16 protein-coding genes are annotated in these 14929 nt (G+C 63.5%); 5 read left to right on the top strand and 11 right to left on the bottom strand.

Annotated features, from left to right (window positions below; all coding sequences use genetic code 11):
• Positions 1 to 663 (top strand): fused DSP-PTPase phosphatase/NAD kinase-like protein, encoded by a 663-nt coding sequence (locus ACFELO_RS10485; RefSeq protein WP_440957717.1) that lies wholly within the window; start codon positions 1 to 3, stop codon positions 661 to 663.
• Positions 664 to 713: 50 nt separating this feature from the next.
• Positions 714 to 1493, top strand: coding sequence for an FkbM family methyltransferase (locus tag ACFELO_RS10480; protein WP_440957716.1), 780 nt, complete (start codon positions 714 to 716; stop codon positions 1491 to 1493).
• A gap of 327 nt (positions 1494 to 1820) precedes the next feature.
• Here the strand turns inward: ACFELO_RS10480 and ACFELO_RS10475 are convergent, their stop codons facing one another.
• From ACFELO_RS10475 to ACFELO_RS10440, 8 genes are all read right to left on the bottom strand, one after another.
• Entirely contained in the window at positions 1821 to 3428 is a 1608-nt protein-coding gene (locus ACFELO_RS10475) for an ABC transporter ATP-binding protein (RefSeq protein WP_440957715.1), read from the bottom strand.
• A gap of 188 nt (positions 3429 to 3616) precedes the next feature.
• Positions 3617 to 3859 carry a DUF4170 domain-containing protein gene (locus ACFELO_RS10470; RefSeq protein ID WP_440957714.1) on the bottom strand — a complete coding sequence of 81 codons (243 nt, stop codon included), beginning with the start codon at positions 3857 to 3859 and terminating at the stop codon, positions 3617 to 3619.
• Between the two features lie 22 nt (positions 3860 to 3881).
• Complete coding sequence (locus tag ACFELO_RS10465; protein ID WP_440957713.1) at positions 3882 to 4655, bottom strand: 3'(2'),5'-bisphosphate nucleotidase CysQ; 774 nt, start codon at positions 4653 to 4655, stop codon at positions 3882 to 3884.
• Entirely contained in the window at positions 4656 to 6035 is a 1380-nt protein-coding gene (locus tag ACFELO_RS10460; protein WP_440957712.1) for a TldD/PmbA family protein, read from the bottom strand.
• A 57-nt stretch (positions 6036 to 6092) separates the two neighbouring features.
• Positions 6093 to 6488: an MAPEG family protein gene (locus tag ACFELO_RS10455; protein WP_440957711.1), complete on the bottom strand. Its 396-nt coding sequence runs from the start codon at positions 6486 to 6488 to the stop codon at positions 6093 to 6095.
• Between the two features lie 27 nt (positions 6489 to 6515).
• Complete coding sequence (locus ACFELO_RS10450) at positions 6516 to 7181, bottom strand: DsbA family oxidoreductase (protein WP_440957710.1); 666 nt, start codon at positions 7179 to 7181, stop codon at positions 6516 to 6518.
• 37 nt (positions 7182 to 7218) lie between these two features.
• Positions 7219 to 8133, bottom strand: a complete 915-nt coding sequence (locus ACFELO_RS10445) for a GGDEF domain-containing response regulator (protein ID WP_440957709.1) — start codon at positions 8131 to 8133, stop codon at positions 7219 to 7221.
• A gap of 538 nt (positions 8134 to 8671) precedes the next feature.
• A complete protein-coding gene (locus ACFELO_RS10440) occupies positions 8672 to 10174 on the bottom strand; it encodes a UbiD family decarboxylase (RefSeq protein ID WP_440957708.1) in 1503 nt (500 codons plus the stop codon).
• Between the two features lie 181 nt (positions 10175 to 10355).
• On the opposite strand from ACFELO_RS10440, the gene ACFELO_RS10435 reads away from it, so the two are divergent.
• From ACFELO_RS10435 to ACFELO_RS10425, 3 genes are all read left to right on the top strand, one after another.
• Positions 10356 to 10643, top strand: a complete 288-nt coding sequence (locus tag ACFELO_RS10435; protein WP_440957707.1) for a DUF2218 domain-containing protein — start codon at positions 10356 to 10358, stop codon at positions 10641 to 10643.
• Positions 10644 to 10706: 63 nt separating this feature from the next.
• Positions 10707 to 11852: a PepSY-associated TM helix domain-containing protein gene (locus ACFELO_RS10430; protein ID WP_440957706.1), complete on the top strand. Its 1146-nt coding sequence runs from the start codon at positions 10707 to 10709 to the stop codon at positions 11850 to 11852.
• Positions 11853 to 11904: 52 nt separating this feature from the next.
• Positions 11905 to 12159, top strand: coding sequence for a hypothetical protein (locus ACFELO_RS10425; protein ID WP_440957705.1), 255 nt, complete (start codon positions 11905 to 11907; stop codon positions 12157 to 12159).
• Here the strand turns inward: ACFELO_RS10425 and ACFELO_RS10420 are convergent.
• The 3 genes from ACFELO_RS10420 to ACFELO_RS10410 all read right to left on the bottom strand — a co-directional run bounded on the left by ACFELO_RS10420 (position 12152) and on the right by ACFELO_RS10410 (position 14916).
• Complete coding sequence (locus ACFELO_RS10420) at positions 12152 to 13504, bottom strand: serine hydrolase domain-containing protein (RefSeq protein WP_440957704.1); 1353 nt, start codon at positions 13502 to 13504, stop codon at positions 12152 to 12154. The two genes, ACFELO_RS10425 and ACFELO_RS10420, sit on opposite strands and share 8 nt — an antisense overlap.
• Before the next feature lie 195 nt (positions 13505 to 13699).
• On the bottom strand, positions 13700 to 14005 hold the full coding sequence (locus ACFELO_RS10415) for a GNAT family N-acetyltransferase (protein WP_440957703.1): 306 nt from the start codon (positions 14003 to 14005) through the stop codon (positions 13700 to 13702).
• Between the two features lie 134 nt (positions 14006 to 14139).
• Positions 14140 to 14916, bottom strand: coding sequence for an enoyl-CoA hydratase (locus ACFELO_RS10410; RefSeq protein WP_440957702.1), 777 nt, complete (start codon positions 14914 to 14916; stop codon positions 14140 to 14142).
• Between the last annotated feature and the right edge of the window lie 13 nt (positions 14917 to 14929).

The following is a 14929-nucleotide window of genomic DNA, read 5'->3' as shown; positions in this document are numbered from 1 at the left end:
ATGAGTTATGATCTGAACGACCCGGTCGATTACAAGCGCGCGATGAAGGGCCTCATGTGGGGCGATCATGGCGTGCTGCGCCAGCGCTTTCACAACATGCACCGCGTGGGCGGCGAGATGTGGCGGGGCAATCAGCCAAGCCCCAAACGCCTGCAGGAGCTCAAGGATATGGGGTTCAAGACGATCCTCAATCTGCGCGGCACGCAGCCGGGGCGTCATTACTACGACCTTGAGCATTTCACCTGCGAGCAGATCGGCCTGGATATCGTCGACCTGCCCTGGGGCTCGCGCGAGGCGCCCTATGTGGAGCGCATCGAGCATCTGATCAAAGTCTTCGACGAGATCGCCTATCCCGCCTTCATGCACTGCAAGTCCGGCGCGGACCGGGCGGGCATCGTGGCGGTGATGTACAAGCTGTTGCACGAGAAGGCCCCGTTCGAGGAGGCCGTCCAGCAACTCTCGTTCAAATACGGCCATATCAAGCAGGGCAAGACCGGCATGCTCGATCATTTCTTTGACCTCTATCGTCAGAGAAATGCGCAATCGCCGATCGCGTTTCTGGACTGGGTGCGTACCGAGTATGACCGCCAGGCGTGCCATGACGGCTTCATGGCCAGCTGGTGGGGCTCGGCCCTGACCGAGAAAATCCTGCGCCGCGAATAGCTTGGGGTTGATGGCTCGTCGCTTGCATCCTTGGGGTGCAGGAGGCGAGCATGTCGATCGATACCCATATCCGCGCCTTACAGAGCCGGTTCCCGGCGCTGGTGGACGCCAAGGCCAGCGTTCAGCGCTTCATGCGCCGCACGCTGCGGCGCCCGTTTGAAGCCGAATTCTCCCTCCTGTCGCGCTGGCGACCCGATCCGGGCGAGGTCTTCATCGATGTGGGCGCCCATCGCGGCCAGAGCGTGGATGCGATCCGCCTCTACCAGCCCAACGCCCTGATCCATGCCTTTGAACCCAATGTGCATCTGGCGACGGGGCTGGCGACCCTGTTTGACGATGATCCCGCGCTCGCGGTCTATGCCTGCGGGCTGAGCGACAGGGACGAGGCGCGGCGGCTCTATGTGCCGGTCTATCGCGGCTTTGTGTATGACGGGCTGGCCTCGTTTGATCCTGATCAGTCGCGCACCTGGCTGAGTGATGAGACCGTGGCGGGGTTTGATCCGGACCGCTTTGAAATGATGGCGGGTGAGGCGCGCACCTTCACCCTCGACATGCTCAATCTGCAGCCGGGCTTCATTAAGATCGACGCGCCGGGCTGGTTTGACGCCGTGGTGCGCGGCGCGAAAGACACGCTCAAACGCTGCCGCCCATTGATCCTGATGCAATCAAACGCCGACGCCGATCAGCTTTTGACCTCGGAGCTGGGCTATACCCGCGCCGCCTTTGACGGCGCCCGCCTGCGCCCCGGCGTGCAGGGGCGCGAGAACACGGTCTACGCGCCGGAGGAACGCATGGGCGACCTCAAGCGCTGCGGGTTGTGGGCGGGGTGAAGGTTTTCTCCTGCTCTTTTCCCGCGAAGGCGGGGACCCAGAGCCGGAAATGCAGCGCTTGATGATCTCTGGGTCCCGGCCTTCGCCGGGAAGGAGAGATTTATTGAACCTCCACACTCGTCATCCCCCGCTTCATGCGGGGGATCCATGCCGGTGGGTTTGATCATCTGTCACGGCATGGGTTCACCGGATAAACCGGTGAATGACAGTCATAGAGAATGAAACCCCGGCCAAGCGCAGCGCAGAGCCGGGGGCTCGTGCGGGATAAGGCTCTTAAATCGGAGGAGGTCCGGGGTCTTCGCGATGCTCGCCCGGGAATTCACGACATTACCCGTCCGCAAACTGTAGCGCGCTCAATTGCGCGTAGAGGCCGTTTTGCCCGATCAGGCTGTCATGGTCGCCGCTTTCCACGATCTCGCCCGCTTTCATGACATAGATGCGGTCGGCCTTGCGTACGGTGGCGAGGCGGTGGGCGATGACGATGGTGGTGCGGCCCTGGCTCAGCTTGTCGAGCGCCTCTTGCACCCGCGCCTCGGAGTTGGCGTCGAGCGCGCTGGTGGCTTCGTCGAGCAAGAGGACTGGCGCGTCTTTCAGGATGGCGCGGGCGATGGCGATGCGCTGGCGTTGACCACCCGAAAGGTTCGAGCCTTTCGGCCCCGCCTGCGTGTCATATCCGCCTGAGAGACCCAGAATGAAATCATGGGCGTCGGCGGCTTTGGCGGCTGCGATAATCTCGTCTTCAGAGGCGCCGAGCTTTCCGAGCGCGATATTGTTGCGGATCGTGTCGTCAAAGAGGGTCACCTCCTGACTGACCAGCGCGAGCTTTGTGCGCAGCGAGGCGAGGGTGACCGATTTGATGTCCTGCCCGTCGATCCGCACGGCGCCTTCAATCGGGTCATAAAGCCGGGCGATGAGGTTCAGCAGCGTTGTCTTGCCAGAACCGGACGGGCCGACAAGGGCGATGGTCTCGCCTGGTCTGGCTTCGAGCGTGATCTGATGCAGCGCATCCACGCCCGCCTCATACTGGAAGCGCACATCGCGCACTTCCACATGGCCTTTTTCAAAGACCAGTGGTTGGGCGTCGGGGCTTTCGGTGAGGTTGGGTTGTTCATCGAGCAGGGCGAAGACGCGGTCGAGCACTGCAAAGCCTTCCTGCAAGACGCCCGAGAGCGAGGCGAGGGCGCGGATGGGCGAGCTCATCACGCCAAACGCGACGATGAAGCCCAGAAGGTCGGACAGTTCGGTCGCGCCGTTGAGCGCCCGCCAGCCCGCAAAGCCGAAGATCACCGCGAGCGCCACGCCGGCGGCGACCTCCATGATCGGCTCGATCCGGGCGCGCTGGGCGACCATGGCGAGCAACAGCTCGAACCGGCTTTGAAAGCGGCCTCTGGCGCGCTCCTGAGACCAGTCTTCGAGCGAAAAGGTCTTGATCATCCGGGCGCCGGAAAAGCCTTCCTCAAGAAAGCTCGACACATCGCCCATCTGGTCCTGGATATCGCCTGCGCGCTTTCGGATCGCCTTGCCGATGACGGTGATCGGATGCCCCGCCACCAGCAGCACGGCGAGCACGACGAGCGTCAGCGCCCAGTCGAGCCAGAACAGCACCACAAGGCAGCCCACCACGGTGAGGAAATCGCGGGTGAGGTTGTTCGCCGCGCGGATCAGGCCCTCGCGCAGCATGGTGATGTCATTGGTGAAGCGCGAGATGATCGCGCCCACGGGCTCGCGCTCAAGACGCTGGAAGTCCGCCGTGATCAGACGGTCGAACATGGCGACCTGCAAGTCGCGCATGATCGCCAGCGCCAGACGGTTGGTGGCGAGGTTCTGTAAAAACAGGCTGACCGAGCGCACGATCACCGCGCCCAGAATGAGCGCGGGCGCGAGCCAGAGGACGCTCGCTTCGCGGTTTTCCAGAAGTCCGGACGCCTTTTGCACCACGACGCCATAGCCCGAAGCCGCGCCCGCCGTGATGGCGGCGAGCAGGGTCGCCCAGGCCAGCAGGGCCTTGTGCTTTGTGATCTGTTCGCGCCAGAGCCGCTTTGCCAGCGCAAACGAGCGCGCGCTCTGAGGCTTGGGCGCGCCGGGCAGGGCGCCGTTCTGAGAAGGCGTCTCGGACAGGGCGCTTAGTCCTTCTTGGACGGATCCAGCATTTTGTGCGCGTGGATCACGAAATAGCGCATGTGCGCATTGTCCACGGTGCGCTGCGCGGCGGATTTCCACGCCTCGCGCGCTTCATCATAGCTGGGGAAGGCGCCGACGAAATCAACCTGGGTGAGGTCTTTGAACTCGGGCGCGCAGGGGCCGATATCCTTCAGCTCGCCGCCGATCACCAGGTGGAGCAGTTGCTGAGAAGACGTGTCGCTCATGGGGAGTCTCCCTTGAAGGGCGTTATCTGTTCTGATTCAGGCGGTCTAATAGCAAGGCGTGAAGCGCCGGGCCAGCCGCCAGCGGCGGGTCCTGCACAGCGCTTGTCCGGTTATAATACATCGGCTCGCCTTTCGACGAGGTGAAGACCCCGCCCGCCTCTTCCACCAATAGATGACCAGCGGCGAGATCCCAGTCCCACTTAGGTCGAACCGCGACCACGGCGTCCGCTTCGCCCGCGGCCAGAAGGCACAGGCGCAGGGCGGCGGAGTTGACGGTATGGGCGTCCGCGCCAAGCGCCCTGAGATCGGCCAGCCGCCCCGGATCGCCAATCAGGCGCGCGCCGGAAATGCTGTCATGACGGCTGATGGTCAACGCAGCGCCATCCTTGCGTGCCCCCTGTTTGAGGGCGGCGTCATACATCACGTCTGCGCTGGGATCATAGATGGCGGCGGCCAGCGGCTGGCCCGCTTCGACCACGGCGCAGGAGATGACGAACTCAGGCTTGTTCTTGAGAAACGCCCGCGTGCCGTCGATCGGGTCGATGACAAAGCTGCGCTTGCGCTCAAGCCGGGACTGGTCGTCCGCGGTCTCTTCAGACAGCCAGCCATAGTCGGGCCGGGCCGCCTTGAGGCGTTCCTGCAAGAGCGCATCCGAGGCGAGATCGGCCTCGCTGACCGGATCGCCGGGGTTCTTTTCCCAGTCGCGCATGCCGCGCGCGCGGAAGGCGAGGACGAGTTTTCCGGCGGCGCGCGCGGCGTCGGCCAGCAAATCCCGGTCTGCGCGCGCGTCGGTCATCTAGCGACCGCCGATCGATAGGTTCTCCACCAGCACGCTGGGCGCGTTGATGGCGCTGTCAAATTCAAGGTCCGAACCGGGCACGAGCCGGGCGAAGATATCCAGAAGATTGCCCGCCACGGTGATCTCGCTGACCGGACCGGCCAGCTTGCCGCCCTTGATGGCGTAGCCTGCGACGCCGACGGACCAGTCGCCGGTATTGGCGTTGAGCGAAGGGCCGAACATTTCGCTGACGAGAACGCCTTCGCCGGCTTCCTTGATCAGCCCGTCGCGATCCAGCTCGCCCGGCGTCAGATGCACGTTCGACGCGCCGACGCCCGGCGCGCCGCCGAGATTGCGGGCGGCATGGCCGGTCAGTTCAAGGCCGAGCTGGCGGGCGCTTGAGGAATTGAGCAGCCAGGTGGTCAGCACCCCGTCCTCAATCAGGGCGCGCGGCTTGCAGGCGACGCCTTCGGCATCCACCGCGCGGGCGCCAAAGCTCCAGTCGCGCAGCGGGTCTTCGATGATATCCACGCCCTCACTGAACAGGCGCTCGCCCATCTTGTCGCGCAGGAATGAGGTGCCGCGGGCGATGGCGGGGCCGGAGATCGCGCCCAGCAGCGAGGAGACAAAGGTGGTGGAGACGCGCTTGTCAAAGACGACCGACATCTTGCCGGTGGCGAGCTTTTCCGCGCCCACACGGCTGACCGCGCGTTCACCGGCGCTCAGCCCGATTTCCCGAGCGGTCTTCAGATCCGAGCGGCGGCGGGCGGCGTGGCTGTCATAATCGCGCTCCATCGCGCCGGACGCATCCTTGGCGATGGCGGCGACGCCCAGCCCGCAGCGTGAACCCAGGCGCGCGCGTTCAAATCCGGTGGAGGTGACGAAGGCCGATCCGCCCACGCCTGCGCTGGCGCCGCAGCCCGAGGACATGGCGACGCCTTTGACCGACAGGGCGGCGGCTTCCATCTCCAGCGCGGCGGCCTCAAGCTGTTCGGGCGTGAAGTCCGACACTTCATAGGTGGCGATCTCGGGAATTTTCCGCGCCAGCTTGTCAGGATCAACCAGACCGCAATAAGGGTCTTCAGGCGCTGCCTTGGCCATGGCGACCGCGCGTTCGACGGCGAGGCTCATGCCCGCTTCGGAGAGGTCGGAGAACGCCACGCCCGCCTGTTTCTTGCCGATCAGCACGCGCAGACCGGCGTCGCGGGTTTCGCTGCGCTCGACAGTTTCCAGCTTGCCCTCGCGGGCGCCTGCTTCGATGGCGCGCGATTCAGACAGGACGGCTTCGGCCTCCTGCGCGCCGGCGCGTTTGGCGCGGTCCACCAGCTCATGGGCCAGCGCGAGAAGGGATTGGGTGTCGGGCGCGCCCAGGCCGGCGCTGGCGTTTTGATCGGTCATAGCGATCCCATAACGTCAACACGGGCCCAAGCGCAACGCGTCACATCGGCTGAGGGGTCAGCCCGTCACGGCGTGAAGGACGAGTCCGACGCCTAGAACCGCATAAAGAACAAGGGTCATCAGCGCGCCAAGAAAGCGGCCAAGATTGGGGCCATCCTTGCTGGCGACCCCGTATCCATGGATGCCGCGCGCAACGGTCAGGGTCACGCCGATGGCGTGGATCGCCATCACTGGGGCGCCCAGCATGGCCATCAGCACAAGCGCGATCAGCGCGCCCGGCGTCCATTCCGCGCCATTGGCGTGGGCCCGGCACGCGCGTTCGAGCGCCGGGTCGGTCCCGACGCCGAGGCTCGTCTTGGTGCTGACCCGGTAGCGGATCACATTGATCCCGAGGATCAGCAGGATCACCAGATTGAGACCGACATACAGACTCGCGACTTGAAGCGCTGTCATGAAATTCCCCCTGTCATGCGCGCCGCTTTACTCGGCGTCGTCAGTGTCCCGGGGCAGGCTTGCCGCCTGCCTTATAGCGTCAGCCAGCACTTCGGGCGCTTCGGCGCCGGAAACCGCAAACTGACCGTTGAAGATGAAGCATGGCACGCCCTGAACGCCCAGGCGACGGAAGAATTGCTCTTCCTCCAGAACCTCTTTGCGGTCACGGTCAGATGAGAGGAGATTTCCGACAATCTCTGTTTCCAGGCCGATTTCACCCGCCAGCCGGGCCAGAACCGCCGGATCGCCAATATCAAGATGCTCGTCAAAGAAGGCCTTGTGCAGGCGCTCGGAGGCGGCCTCACCCAGATCCTGACCCTGCGCCCAGCGGATGACGCGGTGCGCATCGAGCGTGTTGGGGCGCATGGGAATGCCGGAAAAGCGGAAGGTAATTCCCGCTGCCGGACCGGCCTGTTCGAGATGCTCGCGCATCATCTTGAAGCGGTCGTCCGGGCCATCGCCGAATTTCTTCTTCATGTAGTCAGAATAGGGCACGCCCTCGCGCGGCACGGCGCCGTCGAGCTGGAACGGGCGATACACGGTTTCGGTCTGGATCTCGGGAACCAGAGCGCGGGCCTGATCCCAATAGCGCAGGCCCAGCCAGCACCACGGGCACACAACGTCAGAGACGATATCAACGGAAACTTGGGTCATGGCCGGACCCTAGTGCGATCCTTGAAGCAGGAAAAGCTCAGGGCATGCAGACTTGATTGCGTCCGCCTTCCTTGGCCCTGTAAAGCCCGGCATCCGCTTCGCCGAGCATCTTCTCGCCCGTGGACTCCAGATCACCGGCGTGCAGCGTGGCGAGGCCCATGGAGGCGGTGACCGGAATGGGCTTACCCTCGTCATTTTCCACATACATGGCCTGCAGGGCGAGTCGCAGCTTCTCGGCGGTCTGCATGGCTTCGGTCTCGTCCTGGCCGGGCAAGAGGACGGCGAATTCCTCGCCGCCCAGACGCCCGAACATGGCGGGCGGGCGCAGCAGGGTTTTCGCCGTGCGCACGGTCTGGATCAACACGCGGTCGCCGCTGGCATGGCCATGGGTGTCGTTGATCTTCTTGAAGAAATCGAGGTCGACCATGAGCACGCTGAAGGGCAGGGCCTGATCCAGCGCCTTCCTGTGCTCACGTTCCAGCGTGCGCATGAAGACGCGGCGGTTGTAGGCGCCCGTCAGCGCATCGGTTTCCGCTTCCGCGCGCATGCGCTGGGTCAGCCGGACAATGCGCGAGGCGGCGCGCATCCGCGCTTTCAGCTCGTTCTTGTCGATGGGTTTGACCAGATAGTCGTCCGCGCCGGAATCCAGGGATTCCGCCAGTTTGTCTTCCTGGCCCGAGGCGGAGAGCACCATGGTGTGGATATGCTCGGTCTCGGGATTGGCCTTGACCCGCCAGCACGCTTCCAGCCCGGAAAAGTCCGGCAGCTCGATGGCGGTCAGGAAGATGTCCGGCGGATCCTGACGCAATCGGTCAAGGCTCTCCTGGGCGTGGCCGGAGGCGCTGCAGAAAAAGCCCGCTTCGCTCAACATGCGCACCAGGATGGCGCGCTGGACCCGGCTCGTCTCACAGATATGGATATGCAGACGCTCTTCCTCGCTCCCGTCAGGCAAGGCTGAGGGATCGGGAAAATTTTCCTCAAATGGGGTCAATTCAGACGCGGCCATGTCGCACAGACTAGGTCAGAAGACTTAACGTCGTCCTGATGATGCGCGCAGTGACACTATGACCGGAAAAGAGATTTAGGCCTTGGTATCCAGCAGGTTGCCCATCATCTCATCGGCGGAGCGGATGATGGATGTGGCGGCGGACGCCTGATGCTCGGCCCGGATCATATCAACCATGGCGGTGACGTAGTCATCGTCGAAAGAAGAAACGCGCCCGCCGGGACCGGCGGGTGGTGGGGGGGCGTCGGATCGCCCGGCGGACGCGTCAGGAGCTGAAGCGCTTTGGGTAAGCGCGGCAGGGATGGTCGATGGGCGAACGCGGTTGACCGCTCCTGCCGCAGCGTCCAGCCGCGCTGTGGCGGCTTGGAAGGCTTGTACGCCGGATGCGAAAACCGAGTTCATGACGCTAGCTATGCGCCTAAATACCGGCTTTTGCACGCGGAACTGGTAATGTGAGTTACCGGGGCGTTAAGCGGTTGCGGGACTAGTCCAGCCCCAGCTCGCCCCACATCGCGTCCACGCGATCGATCACATCCTGTTCCATATAGAGCTTCTCGCCCCATTCGCGGTGGGTCTCGCCGGGCCATTTATTGGTGGCGTCCATACCGATCTTCGAGCCGAGGCCCGACACCGGAGAAGCGAAGTCGAGATAGTCGATGGGGGTGTTCTCGATCGGGGTGATGTCGCGCGCCGGGTCCATGCGGGTGGAGATCGCCCACATCACATCCTTCCAGTCACGCGCATTGATGTCGTCATCCACGACGATCACCCATTTGGTGTACATGAACTGGCGCAGATAGGACCAGGCGCCCATCATCACGCGCTTGGCGTGGCCGGCATAGGCCTTCTTCATCGAGATGACGGCGATGCGATAGCTGCAGCCTTCGGGCGGCAGCCAGAAATCAACGATCTCGGGAAATTGCTGGCGCACCAACGGGATGAAGACCTCGTTGAGCGCTTCGCCCAGCACGGACGGCTCATCCGGCGGACGGCCGGTGAAGGTGGTCAGATAGATCGGATCCTTGCGCATGGTGATGGCGCTGATCTTGAAGACCGGGAATTTCTCGACCGAATTGTAATAGCCGGTGTGATCGCCGTAGGGGCCTTCATCCTCGTACTCGTCGAGCATGACATGGCCTTCGAGCACAATCTCGGCTTCAGCGGGCACTTTCAAAGGCACGGTCTTGCAGTCCACAAGCTCGGCTTTCTGACCGCGCAACAGGCCCGCAAACTGGTATTCGCTCAGCGTGTCGGGCACGGGGGTGACGGCGGCCAGAATGGTGCCGGGATCGGCGCCCAGAACGCAAGCGACGGGCAGGGGATCAGGCTTTTCATTCTTCCAGCGCTGATAATGCTGGGCGCCGCCGCGATGCTTGAGCCAGCGCATGATCGCGCGGTCCTTGCCCAGCTTCTGCATGCGATAAATGCCGAGATTGAAGTCGTCCTGCTTGTCGTCTGACGGGCCTTTGGTGACCACCAGAGGCCAGGTGATCAGCGGGGCGGGCTCGCCCGGCCAGCAGCCCTGGATCGGCAGGCGATCAAGATCAATGTCATCGCCTTGCAGCACCACCTCCTGACACGGCGCCTTGCGCACGGTGGAGGGGCGCATGCTCATCACGGTTTTCGCCAGCGGCAGCATGCCGAGCGCGTCCTTCAGGCCGCGCGGCGGTTCGGGCTGGCGCAGGAAGGCCAGAAGCTCGCCCACTTCGCGCAGGTCAGAAGCCGTCTTGCGCGGCTCGCCGCCCAAAGTCACAGCGCGGGCGACGCGGCCCACCGTGCCGAAAAGGTTGGCGAGCGCCGGCATTTCAGCAGGGCGGCCATCTTCATGGACCGGGTTCTCGAACAAGACCGCGGGGCCGCCGGTGTTCAGAAGGCGGGTCTGGATCTCGGTCATTTCAAGATGGGTGGAGACCGGACGGGAGACGCGCTTGAGCTCGCCTTCGGATTCCAGCAAAGCGATGAAGTCGCGCAGAGATTTATACGCCATCCGGCCCTCCTGTCAGATGAGACGCAAACTAGGCCCGCCCGGCAGGCGGGCCAAGCTCGAAGCTGCGTTGTGCTGTCCGTTATGAGAGATGACTTGCTCGTACTTGCAATTCATTCTTATAAGCGCGCGACACACATTTTGACGCATTGCGGGCGTCCGGCCCGCAGAGGAAAGATATCCCATGACCCTTGTTGCAACCCCCGCCACCGCCAACGCCAGCCGGTATCTCCAGCAGCTGTGCAAGCACTGGAGCCACAAATTCGAGGTGAGCTTCAGGCCTGAAGCCGGAGAGATCGCTCTGCCGCTGGGCAAGGTCGCGCTGAAAGCGGAGGCGGATCAGCTGGTGATCACGCTCCACCCGCTTGAGGGGGCGGATATCGACAAATTCAAACAGGTCGTTGAAGAGCATCTTGATCGCTTCGCGCACAAGGAAGCGCCGCTGGCCTATACCTGGCGCGCGGCGGACTGACGCACCACGACTGAGGAGGGCGACGACGCGCGTACAAGCTGCATCGTCATACCGGGGGTAAACATGAAAATCCGTGACATCATCTTCTGGCTCCACCTGATCGTGGGCATGACGCTGGGCGTCTTCATCCTCTTGATGTCGGTGACGGGCGTGCTTCTGACCTATGAGCGTCAGATGATCCGCATGGCCCAGAACGACGCCATCAGCGCCCCCGCTGACGCCGCCCCCCTGAGCTATCAGGAACTGGCGGACGCAGCCCTGCTCGCAGGCGGCGCTCCCGGCCATGTGATGACGGTTCCCAATGGCCGTGAGGGCGCGGTCAGCGTTTCGGCCGGTCGTCGCAACAGCTTCCTGATGAACCCGTATACGGGTGAGCGCCTGGACGAGGCGGGGCAGGGCACGACCGCCTTCTTCCGTCGGGTCATGTATATCCATCGCTGGCTGGCCTTTACCGGCGGACGCAATGAAGTGGGCGCCCAGATCAACGGCGTGTCCAACCTGCTGTTCACCGCCTTGTGCCTGACGGGTATGTATCTGTGGCTGCCGAAATTCTGGCGCTGGGCCTTTGTGAAGCCGCGCCTGACGCTGCTGACGAGCCATCCCAACGCCAAGGCGCGCCATTTCAACTGGCACCATGCGCTGGGCCTGTGGTTCGCCATTCCGCTGGTGTTCATCACCCTGACCGGCGCGGTGTTCTCCTATCGCTGGGCGGGTGAGTTCGTAAGCTGGGCCTTTGGCGGCGCGCAGGGTTCGGGCAGTCAGCAGACTGAAGTCGTTGAGGCTGCCCCTGTGACGCTTCAGGGCGAGGCCGTGTCTCTGGATGCGCTGGTCGAGCAGGCGCAGGCGCAATCGCGCCGCGAGGGGCGTCGCGTGCAGATCACCCTGCCCGAGCCCGAGGCGGCGATCACCACCCTTGCGCTCGATTTCGGCAATGGCGTCGAGCCGGGCTCGATCCATACCTATGAGGCGGCGCGGGACGGACAGGGCGTGACCCGCATCGATCCGCGGGCGGACATGCCGCTGGCGCGCAAGGCGCGCATCTTCATCCGCTTCCTGCATACGGGCGAGGTGTTCGGCCTGATCGGGCAGACCATCGCCGGGATCGCCTCCGCGGTCGCCGGGCTGCTGGTTTATACCGGCTTGTGCCTGGGCAGCTCGCGCCTGTGGATGCTGTATCAGAAGCGTCGCCGCAAGCGCGCCATGGGCTGAGCAAAGGGTTAAGAGCCTTGCAACCAATCGCCGGCCTGCGCATTTGATTGGCATGAGGTTCGTATATCAAACACTGGGTTTTCTGCTGATCGCGCTGGGCGTCCCGCTGTTCTGGACGCCCTTGCCGTTCGGTCTGATCCTGATCGCGATCGGGCTGGCGCTGATCCTGTCCAATTCTGACAGCGCGCGCGAATGGGTGCGCGGCAAGCGCCAGCAACATCCCCGGTTCAATGACCTGATGAGCAAGGCCGAACGGGTGACGCCGCACCCGTTCGACCGCATCCTTCAGCGCACCGACATCAGTTAGCCGGTTGCGGGGCGTCCTGCCTCGCTGCAAGCACCGCCCGGGCGAAGTCCGGCGCCCCGCCATCACTGCCCAGCGTTGCGCCCATGCGCAGCACGATCAGATCCTCGGACGGGATCACAAACGTCCATTGCTGCTGGAAGCCGCGCATCACCACGGTATCAGACGGCAGGCCCGGAATGTTCAGCCAGAAGCCCGCGCCATACTGATCGTCAGAGGTGACGGTGGGGGTTGAGACATAGGTCAGCCAGTTGGGCGGGATGATCTGCTCGTCCCCGATCCGCCCGTCATTGAGATAGAGTTCGCCCATACGCGCCCAGTCGCGAGCGCTGGCGTACATATAGCTCGACCATTGCAGGGTGCCGGACTGGTCCGGCTCGAACACGGCATGGTTCATCCCCAGCGGCGTGAACAGCCAGTCGCGCAGGGTCTGGATTTCGTCAACCACACTGTCGCCCATCACCGTTTCCATGGCGGAGCCGGCCAGCACGGTATTGCCGCTCTGATAATCCCAGTGTTCGCCCGGCGCATGCAGCACGTTCCGGTTGGCGGCATAGGTCGCCATATCGGTCTGGGTGAACAGCATTTCCGAATTGGGGTCCGAGCCATCATTGCGCTCAAACCCATCCAGACCGCCGCTCATGCGCAGCATGTCGTCGATGGTGATTTCCGGGCGTCCGGCCTCGACAAGGGCGGGGATCTGGCCGGGCGCGCTGATGTCGATGAGGCCGCGCTGGACCAGCACGCCCGCAAAGGTGGCGGTGGTGGATTTGGTCATCGACCAGCCATGCAGCGGCGTCGTCTCGGTCACACCCTCGGCATAGCGCTCGGCCACCAGATGGCCGTCATGGATGACAAGGGCGGCGAGGGTGTTGCGGCCATCCTCGGTGAACACCTCGTCCAGAGCTGCGTTCAGCGCATCCAGGTCAAAATGGGCGTCGCGCCAGTCCGCATCCAGCGTCATCGGGTCAGGCCCGTTGGTGATGGGCAGGCTCAGGCTGGCGTCAAAGTCGTCAGAGTTGTGCACCAGCGTGCAGCCAATGCCATCGCGATAGACCGCCGTCTGCTTGAACAGGCCGCCCAGAACGGCGCTGGTCACGCGCTGGTTGTCCTGATCGATATCGACGGAAATCAGCGCATTCGCCCCGCCCAGCAAGGGCGTGATGTAGAGCGCCTGGGCGCGGTCGGGCTCAAGGCCGGACACAAAGGTCAGCGAACAGGTCTGCTTGGCGGTGATCCCGGTGCCTGACGGCAGATAGATGCGGCCGGTCACGGACTGGCTGAGATAGACCCACCCGCCCAGCACCAGTGCGGCGATCAAAACGATCACCCAGAACAAACGACGCATGGTTTCCTCCCCGATTTTTCTGAGAGGGTTCGCCCGGGCGCGGGTCGGGTCAAGAGTGATTATGTAAAATGCATTCGCTGAAGCAGTTCACTTACCAAATTTAAACGCGGGCTCGCTAGGGTGAGAGCATAATCTCCCCTGTGAGCGCAAAACTGGCGAAGGGCGGGCTGCAAAGCCCGCCCTTTTTTCTTTGTCCTAACGCTCTGAAGCCGGTTTGAGCACGTCCTGCCACTCGGGCGTTTTATCGATCTGCGCCTTGGCGAAGGGGCAAAGCGGGACAATCTGGACCTTGCGTTCGCGGGCGTCCTCGACGGCGCGTTGGACCAGCGCCTTGCCCACCCCCTGACCCCGCCATGCGTCCGGCACGCCGGTATGATCAATGATGATCATGTGCGCGTTGGCGATGGAGAAGGTCATTTCCGCATCCGGCTTGCCGTCGCCGCGCGCCACATAGCGGCCCTTGCTGTCCGAACGCTCTTCCGTGATCGTGAAATCAGCCATGTCGGCCTCCTGTCCTTTTGATGAAATGACCATAATGGCGGACAGGGGCGGCGTCTTTGTCGGTGATGGAAACTATGGTTTTCCTGTCGCCTGATAGAGTTCGGGCCCCGGAATGATCCGGAGCCCGTGTGTCTCTAGCCGAATTTGGAGAAGTCCGCGGGGCGGCGCTCCATGAAGGCGGTGGCCGCCTCCTTGAACTCTTCGGTGCGTAATTGCTCGGCGAACAGGCCGCCCTCGCGCACGATACGCTCCTTGATGTCTTCAGGCGGCAGGTTGATCAGCATTTTGGCGGTTTTCACAGCCCCCGGGGCCAGCTGGGCGATCTGCTGGGCGATCTCCTGCACGGCGGCGTCAAACCCGTCCGGCGGCAGCACGGCGTTGATCAGGTTCTTGGCCTCGGCTTTCTTGGCGTCCCATTTGGCGCCCAGAAGCAGCATTTCGCTCGCAACGGCTCGGCCCACAATGCCCGGCAGGATCTGGGAGGAGCCGAATTCAGGCGCCAGCGCCAGATTGACGAAGGGCGTGGTGAACATGGCGCGGCTGGTGGCGTAGACGAGGTCGCAATGCAGCAGCAGCGTCGTGCCGATGCCCACCGCCAGGCCGTCCACGGCGGCGATCACGGGCTTCTCGCAGCCCATCAGCGCCATCATGAAGCGTTCGACCGCCGGGGTTTCCCCGCCGCCGATATGGGGCGGCGCCTCCATGAAATCCATCATGTCATTGCCCGCCGAGAAGCAGCCTTCGCCGCCTGCAAGGATGACGACGCGGATATCGGCGCGCGTATTGGCCTCTTCCAGCCCGTCCGCCATCGCGGCGTACATGGCGCGTGTAATGGCGTTCTTCTTGTCCAGCCGGTTGAAGCGCAGGGTGCGCACGCCGTTCGCGTCGCTCACCGAAATCAGATCAGTCATTTCGCTGTCCTTG

The sequence above is a fragment of the Oceanicaulis sp. LC35 genome (genome assembly GCF_052055585.1).
In the GTDB taxonomy this organism is placed as follows: domain Bacteria; phylum Pseudomonadota; class Alphaproteobacteria; order Caulobacterales; family Maricaulaceae; genus Oceanicaulis.
Note: the sequence above shows the minus strand (reverse complement) of the source record. Positions and strands in the feature narration are given on the sequence as shown.